Genomic DNA, 6,576 nt, shown 5'->3' with positions numbered 1-6,576 from the left:
ATGCACGCCGTGCTTCACCACCAGCTCGGCGATCGTCGCCTCGCCACGAATGGCTTCAAGCGCCACCTTCGCCTTGAAGTCCGCGCTGTAGTTCTGCCGTTTGCCAGCCACGCTGTTCGTCCTCGTCTTCCTTGGCGGCAAGCTTAGCAAACTGTCCGCTGGCTGGGGACCACCTCAGAGAGATATGAGAGTGCGATTTCCCTGGATGGGACGACCTGCGCCGCAGCTGCCCGCCGTCAACCGCTTGCCCCTGCCCGAGGGGATCTGCGTGACGGCCCCTCCCATGGGCTACGGCGCGGGGCTTGCGCCCTTGCCCGAGGCGCTGGTACGGTTTCCCCCGATCATGCGCTGCTCGATCTGCCCTGCGGCGGCACGGTCGGGTTTTTCCAGCCAGACCGCGTTTCGCGGCACTTTCTGCTGGCTGGGTTTTGCGATCTGCGCTTCGATCTGGGCGGCCCCCCGCTCGGGCTGCGCGCGGCGGATCTGGCGCGGCGCTTCAATCACCCCCCGCACCCCGATTGGGTCGATGGCTACCAAAGCGGCCTTGTGCGCGAAGGGGATATTTTTCTTTGGAATTTCTGGGGCTTCCGCCTCACGATCTCGCATGACCTCGCCCCCTTGGCGCTTGATTTCACCAAGTGATCCGCCCCGCAGACCCTAGCCCCCTGCGCCCGGATCCAGCCAAACCGTGATCGCGGCAAGGTCCACGCCATTGGCACTGAGCGCGGACACCCGCACCTGTCCATGCCGATAAAGCTTGCCCGGCAGCGTTGGCGGGCGCCCCGGCAGGCGGATCGAGGGGATGTCCTTCTCGGGCGCCCCAAACCGCGCGGTGCAATCGGCGAGCCCGGCCAGCCCCGCAATCCGCGCGGCAAGCGGACGGGTCGCGGCATCATACTCCTCGGTCGGGGACAGATAGACCGTGTAGCGATCCATTCCCGCGCCCATCGGACCGCTCGACAGAAAGAACCCCGCCGATTTCGAGGAGACAAAGGCCGTTTCCCCCACCTGAACGACCTCGAGGTCACGGACGGCCTCGCGCAGCGCGAAAAAGATCTCCTGCGCGGCTCGCCCGATCTGGTCCTCAAGCTCGATCGCGGGCGCGGCCGCCTCGGGGTGGTGGACCTGCGGCCCGATCCAAGCGCAAAGCCGCCCCGCCGCAGTGTCACAGGGCGCGTCGAGGCCCAGATAGCCGCAGGGGATCGCCCCCGCCTCGAAGATTTCCAGCATCGCCAGCGCCACCGGAACCTCGTCGAGCGGCACGATCACGGCAAGCTGCAGGAGCTCGAGGACAGAGGCGTTGCTTGCATTTCTCAGACTATCCAGCGGGGGACACGGCCCAGTCTCGGCGGGTAAACGGCGGGTGAGCCGCGCGAGGGCAGGATCGATCAGAGAAAACAGCGCCGCGCTCAGCCGGTCCTGAATTCGGCTGGTGTGGAGCGTCAGGGCCTGTTGCGTGTCGCCGTCCAGCGTGGAAAGCAGGGTCTTGCTCAATTCCGGCAGAACGCCCGGAAAATACGAACATTCAAGGGTTTCGAGGCCTTCTCGCGAGACCATCAGCGCGAGCGCGCGGGGCAGGTCAGCCACCGGCACCACGCCTTTGGGCAGCGCGGGTTGCTTGGGGAAGCTCAGGAACATCGGGCTTTCGACCGCATCGAAAATGCGCCCAATCCCGTCGCGGGCGGTTGGCGGCAGCGAAGGGTCACCCAGAGCATCGAAAAACGGCGCCAGCGGGCCGGATTGCGGTCGGATCGCCTTCTTTTCTGCGGATTTGCGCCCCAGCAACGCTTTGAGAAAATGGGGAGGTTTCATCGGTTTCGTCCGTTGCAAGGGGATCGGGTCAAAATGGGTTTCGGCGATTGCGGGTCAGGACCTGCGGCAAGCGGCGGGCGAGCGCCCCCCCAACGCGCCCCGATACCCCCAGCCCTTGCTGGCGAAGGTCACAAAAACTGTACCATCCGCGGGAGAGGCCCGAAATGGGCGAAACGCCCCGCGTCGGTCGCTCTGCACGAGATCTGCACGCCTTGCGCGCGGCACCTGCACAAGGGCCGAGGCAAGGTCCCGCAGACAGTTTGCGGAGCCAGATCATGACCCAACCCGTTCTCATTCCCGGATTGCTCCGGTCGCTTGCGCGTGACGGCTGGTGGCTCGATGCGCCGACCTCAGTTCCGCCCGATGTGTCACTGGGCGAGGGCCGGAGCACCAGAGGCCCGCATTGGGCCGGGCTCGCGGGTTTGGTCGCGCTGGCGGATCTGCTGTTCTGGCATCACGCCCCCGGTCTGTCGCTGGCGCTCTTTGCCCTTGCGATCCTTGGCGTGGCGGCGGCCGGGAGCGGTCGGCTCTCAGTGCGGCCGGTGGTGCAGCTTGCGTTTGCGGCGGCGCCGGTGGTCGAGCATCTGCAGGCACTCTCGCTGGCGCTGACAGCGGCCTGGCTGCGCCGCCTGCCTGGGCATTGGCTGGCACCGCTTTCCCTGCGGGCGGGTTTGTTGGGACACATCAGTCGCCCCTCTCGCGTCAGCCAGAGCGCGCGCAAGGCCCTGCGCGACTGGCCCTTTCCGCTGGCCGGAAGTCTTGTGTTTCTGAGCTCTTGAAGCTGGCGAACCCGGTGCTGGCGCGGGGTCTGGCGATTGATCTCGACGTCTGGGCGCTTGCGGCACGGCTCCTGTTCTGGGCGGGCATGGCGCTTTTGCTTGTACCGTTTCTGGAGCACGACCTGCCCGAACTGCTGCGGCTTGCGACGGATGGGTGTGGAACTTCGTGCTGCACAGGACCTTCGGCCTTGAACTTGCGATCATCGTGGCGGCGGGGCTGACGCTGCGTCGGGATCTCCTCCGCAGGCGCCCCGCCGCCCCATGATCGCGTTCTGACCTGACGCCGCCGGATCGTGCGCTCGATCTGTTCGGGATGCACGATGGCACCGAAGGACCGGAACTTGCCGTCAGCGCCGCGCTCGCCGAGGCGATGACCGAAAAGGCGGGCGATGCGTTTGAATTTCTGCCGGTCTTCCGGATCTGGAGCCTCGCACCAAACGCCGAGATACTCTGGCCGAAATCTCAATACATGCACATTGTGGCCCGACGGGACAGCTGGGACGAAAGCCGGATGAGCGTGTTTCAGCGACGCGACCGCAAGCGCAACCTGCCGCTGGACAGCTATGGCATCGAGGGCGCCGAGCGCGTCGTGAAGGCATCGGCCCTGACCGGGGCGACCCTCTGGCGCGATGCACGGACGCTGCACACGCTTTGCACCGAAGAGATCAAGGCTGTCTTCGAGTCCTTCGCGCACCCCGCGCTGCACTTCCGCCCGGTCGACATCAGCGAGAATTAGTCTGCGGATCGGGGCGCGTCGGTGCCGGACCGCCCCGGCAAGGATCGTGACGCCGCGGGACCCGGGCGCTATGGAAGGGCGTGTTACCTTTGCGCGGCGGAGGCCCGAACCCGATGCAGTGGATCTTGCAGCCCTTCGACGACATGGAAAAACTGGCCCACGCGCTACCGAAAGCGGCTTGAAACTGCTGGAGACGAATTGCATCAATGCGGCCGGGTTCTATGCGGCCGATGTGATGAAGCTGGCGGCGGCAATCGACGCGCTTGGCTGAGCGGTCCGGCGGAAAAAGGACCTCACAACTGGATGTGGATGTGATCGTCATGCCGGGCGGCGGCGCAGCCCTGAAAGCGGATCTTGGAGGCGCCGGACCCGAATTTCGCCGCCAGATGCGGTTCAAGGAAAATCTTGCCGATCCGCGGGTCGCGCGAAAGCAACCGCAGCGCAAGGCGCATCCGCGCAGGCTCGGGCGCGTAATCGGGCCAGAGCGGTTGCAGCCAGTCAAGGTCCCAGCGCAGGGTCGGAAAGCGCGGCGGGCAGACGCTTGGCCCCGGCTCGAAGGCGAAATAGCCCAGCAGCGACCGGGTCCGCCCCGGCAGGTAGCGGCCTTGGTCCGCATAATAAAGCGCAAGGTCAAGCTTGCGGCCATCCTTGTGCGACAGATGCGGCAGAAGCGGAAAGCCGTTCAGAAACGGGAAGTTGCCATCAAGGGCAAGGGTCACGGTGCCGGGATAGGTCTGCGCCATCGCGGCCGCCATGTCCTCGGCGGCGGCCTTGAGACCCGGCGCGACGTAATTGCGGTTCGCAAGGCAGAAGACCCAGGACCGCATCCCCAGCGGCCCTTCGCCGTGACAGGCGATCGGCACCCGCCCGAAGATCGGCGCGATCATCAGCGCCGCCAGCCAAAGCCCGGCGTAAAGCACCGCAAAGGCGAGAGCCTTGCGCCGAAACAGCCGACTGAGCAGCCAGGCCAGCCCGCCCAGTTGCGTCAGCACCGTCAGCACGGCAGCCAGCACCAGATGCAGGGCGGCGCGTCCGAGGCTCATGCGCCCTTCAGCCCGTTCGGCACAAGGGGGGCGTGCATCCAGTGCGTCTCGCTTTGCACATGGCCCGCGCGGACATATTTGCCCATCCGGCGCGGCATCTCGGCCTCCGGGAAGGCCGCGGCCACGCGGGCGACGAAGCCCTCCTGCCGGTCGCGGTCGAGCCCCGCCGCGATGGTCTCGAAGAGCCCCGGGCGGAACGGTCCGCGCCAGAGCACCGGCACCGGGGTGATGCCCAGCTCCTCGAACCGCAAGAGCGTCAGATCCCAGGGCTGCACCTCGTCGCCGACGATCCAGGCAAAGCCCAGAAACCATGCGGGCAGCGCGTCATAGCCCACCGAATGGCGGGCATAGAGGTTCTCGCCGACAATCCGCTCGCCCTCGGCCAGCTGCGGCGTGATGCCCGCGGCAAAGGCCTTGAGCCAATCGCGCGAGGGGTGGTTGCGGCTGTCGGGGCTGCGCGCATGGCACCCGCCGCGGTGCAGCGTGGTGTTCTCGCCGTCCATCTTTTCGGTGATCACCAGATCGTCGACGGCCAGCCCCTCGAGCGAGGTCATGATCTTGTCGTCGCTGCTGGCGCCGGGCGAGATCGGCAAATGAAAGGTGCGGGGATATTTCTTCGTCATCGGGCAAGATTACCCGGATGCGGCAAGGGCGGAAAGAGGCGTCAGACCGGCGCGAGCGTGGCCAGAAAGCCGGGTGCGGGCGTGCACTTGAAACCGGCAGGCTCGGCAAGTCGCCCGGGATGGGCAAGCGGTGTGAACCCCATCGCGCCATGGGAGCAGCTCTTGACCGAGATGACCTCCTCCTGAAGGATCAGCACGGCGTGCAGATACCAGTGCGACGTGTTCTTGGTGCCGGTCCGCGTCGTGTAAAGCGACAGGCCGCGCGCGTGCCCTTGCCGCCACCGCATGGCTGGCGGGCGAGATGTTCCGCAGGCTCAGTTCGAACATCTCCGCGCCGGATCTGCGCTGCGCCGAGGCGCAAAGCAATTTCGAGATCGCCTGCATGGCGCTCGGGCGTAGTCTTGAGCCAGAGCTGCACCTCGGGGCTGTGGTCCTGTTGTCCCTCCCAGATGTAGAAGGACGTGCCCGGCGCCGAGACATGGGCGCAGGCGACCAGCCGCGCGGTGACGAGCGCCTTGCCGAGGGTTTGAGCCGAGATGGTGTCGGGCAGGGTGGTGAGGATGCGGGTGAGGGTCATCAGATTATGCTCCAGCCCGTATGCACCAATTGGCGAGTACTTCAATTCCTCGCGCGAAATGGATGGCTTGCGTAATATCGAAAAGCGAATGGCAATATCTCATCCATATCCCAACAAGACTGCTCTGCATCACACAGTTTGAGGTCTGAGCCAATGTCGTGCTCAAGATGCCTGCGCCTCTCTAGCGCCATCTCCCATTTCGATCGCAGATGCTCCGGTAAAAATACCTTGAACGCCTCCAACTTTTTGCGCCCATCTCCGACAAGACTTTTTGCACAGGCAATTAATAATGGAAGTTGCTGATAGGCATTTTCAGCCTCTTGCGCAGCCAATAACAGGTGCTGTGCGCTTGGCGCCGATGAGATGAGATTTTCTATCTTGACATCCGCCATGTCTTCAATTTTTCGCCCATCATTGGAAAATATACCGCTAGTGGATCCCTGAAAAGATCTGAGGTTCAGCATGCTATCTTTCCTTGAAACGTCGACAAAAAATGTAATTCCCGGGAAATAAATCTCGTGGCGTGAGAAAGCCCATCTCGCCTCAATTACGACCTCCTTCAATTTGTCTGAGAACTTCGCTAGGCGTTGCTCAATATCGCCATTTGGGAGTGAGCCTTTTTCGTCAGGTCCCGGACGGAACTCCTTCAGCGTCAAGTCTGGCGCAGGCTGACTTGCCAATATTATAAAGTCATCGGTGGAAAATTCAAGGCGTTCGTGGTAATTTGAAAATTTTTGCCTTGCTCGGCTAAATAGTAATTTGCACTTTGATTGATAAAATGTCGCTGATTCGGTGAGGGCGATGTGATCGAATGAAATAACGCCGCCGGTGGCGTCATTCATTTTTCTTGAGGCAATTTCCTCAAGGCCTGGCGCGATCAATATCGGGGAAAATATCCTGCTTTCGGTCAGCAGATGGCGTGCATATTTGACGCAGAAGTTGAGGTTGAGGTCATCTATTGATCCATCGTTGCTGTTGGACACAGAATTTCCCTCAAAGAAATTGA

The 6,576-nt window shown here is 63.4% G+C and carries 11 protein-coding genes; 3 read left to right on the top strand and 8 right to left on the bottom strand.

The window, feature by feature from the left end:
- From C8J30_RS18380 to C8J30_RS15125, 3 genes are all read right to left on the bottom strand, one after another.
- Positions 1-111, bottom strand: a 111-nt coding sequence (locus tag C8J30_RS18380) for a transposase (protein WP_146227936.1), incomplete at its 3' end; no start/stop codon positions are given.
- A gap of 177 nt (positions 112-288) precedes the next feature.
- Positions 289-504 carry a hypothetical protein gene (locus C8J30_RS15130; protein ID WP_110806674.1) on the bottom strand — a complete coding sequence of 72 codons (216 nt, stop codon included), beginning with the start codon at positions 502-504 and terminating at the stop codon, positions 289-291.
- Between the two features lie 153 nt (positions 505-657).
- A complete protein-coding gene (locus C8J30_RS15125; protein WP_110806673.1) occupies positions 658-1,812 on the bottom strand; it encodes a hypothetical protein in 1,155 nt (384 codons plus the stop codon).
- A gap of 275 nt (positions 1,813-2,087) precedes the next feature.
- Here C8J30_RS15125 and C8J30_RS15120 point away from each other — a divergent pair, with 275 nt between their 5' ends.
- The 3 genes from C8J30_RS15120 to C8J30_RS15110 all read left to right on the top strand — a co-directional run bounded on the left by C8J30_RS15120 (position 2,088) and on the right by C8J30_RS15110 (position 3,327).
- Positions 2,088-2,591, top strand: a complete 504-nt coding sequence (locus tag C8J30_RS15120) for a hypothetical protein (protein ID WP_110806672.1) — start codon at positions 2,088-2,090, stop codon at positions 2,589-2,591.
- Entirely contained in the window at positions 2,588-2,812 is a 225-nt protein-coding gene (locus C8J30_RS18710) for a hypothetical protein (protein WP_181420906.1), read from the top strand. Before C8J30_RS15120 ends, C8J30_RS18710 begins: the two co-directional genes overlap by 4 nt.
- 92 nt (positions 2,813-2,904) lie before the next feature.
- Positions 2,905-3,327: a hypothetical protein gene (locus tag C8J30_RS15110; RefSeq protein WP_110806671.1), complete on the top strand. Its 423-nt coding sequence runs from the start codon at positions 2,905-2,907 to the stop codon at positions 3,325-3,327.
- Between the two features lie 293 nt (positions 3,328-3,620).
- Here the strand turns inward: C8J30_RS15110 and C8J30_RS15105 are convergent, their stop codons facing one another.
- From C8J30_RS15105 to C8J30_RS18370, 5 genes are read right to left on the bottom strand one after another with little or no spacing between them, the layout of a single operon-like run.
- Positions 3,621-4,370: a hypothetical protein gene (locus C8J30_RS15105; RefSeq protein ID WP_110806670.1), complete on the bottom strand. Its 750-nt coding sequence runs from the start codon at positions 4,368-4,370 to the stop codon at positions 3,621-3,623.
- Positions 4,367-4,993: an RNA ligase family protein gene (locus tag C8J30_RS15100; protein ID WP_110806669.1), complete on the bottom strand. Its 627-nt coding sequence runs from the start codon at positions 4,991-4,993 to the stop codon at positions 4,367-4,369. Before C8J30_RS15100 ends, C8J30_RS15105 begins: the two co-directional genes overlap by 4 nt.
- Before the next feature lie 41 nt (positions 4,994-5,034).
- Complete coding sequence (locus tag C8J30_RS18915; protein ID WP_220033769.1) at positions 5,035-5,190, bottom strand: hypothetical protein; 156 nt, start codon at positions 5,188-5,190, stop codon at positions 5,035-5,037.
- Positions 5,184-5,570, bottom strand: coding sequence for a divalent-cation tolerance protein CutA (gene cutA, locus C8J30_RS15090; RefSeq protein ID WP_110806668.1), 387 nt, complete (start codon positions 5,568-5,570; stop codon positions 5,184-5,186). The genes C8J30_RS18915 and cutA overlap by 7 nt, the downstream gene beginning before the upstream one ends.
- A 41-nt stretch (positions 5,571-5,611) precedes the next feature.
- The gene (locus C8J30_RS18370; RefSeq protein WP_146227934.1) at positions 5,612-6,553 is read right to left on the bottom strand and encodes a hypothetical protein; all 942 of its coding nucleotides are present in this window, start codon (positions 6,551-6,553) and stop codon (positions 5,612-5,614) included.
- Positions 6,554-6,576: the final 23 nt, after the last annotated feature.

Origin of the sequence: Rhodobacter viridis (assembly GCF_003217355.1) — a bacterium.
Classification (GTDB): domain Bacteria; phylum Pseudomonadota; class Alphaproteobacteria; order Rhodobacterales; family Rhodobacteraceae; genus Rhodobacter; species Rhodobacter viridis.
Note: the sequence above shows the minus strand (reverse complement) of the source record. Positions and strands in the feature narration are given on the sequence as shown.

Coding starts and splice junctions, on each gene's coding strand:
- C8J30_RS15125 (WP_110806673.1), bottom strand. CDS start 1,812: ATGAAACCTCCCCATTTTCTCAAAGCGTTGCTGGGGCGCAAATCCGCA.
- C8J30_RS15120 (WP_110806672.1), top strand. CDS start 2,088: ATGACCCAACCCGTTCTCATTCCCGGATTGCTCCGGTCGCTTGCGCGT.
- C8J30_RS15110 (WP_110806671.1), top strand. CDS start 2,905: ATGCACGATGGCACCGAAGGACCGGAACTTGCCGTCAGCGCCGCGCTC.
- C8J30_RS15105 (WP_110806670.1), bottom strand. CDS start 4,370: ATGAGCCTCGGACGCGCCGCCCTGCATCTGGTGCTGGCTGCCGTGCTG.
- C8J30_RS15100 (WP_110806669.1), bottom strand. CDS start 4,993: ATGACGAAGAAATATCCCCGCACCTTTCATTTGCCGATCTCGCCCGGC.
- cutA (WP_110806668.1), bottom strand. CDS start 5,570: ATGACCCTCACCCGCATCCTCACCACCCTGCCCGACACCATCTCGGCT.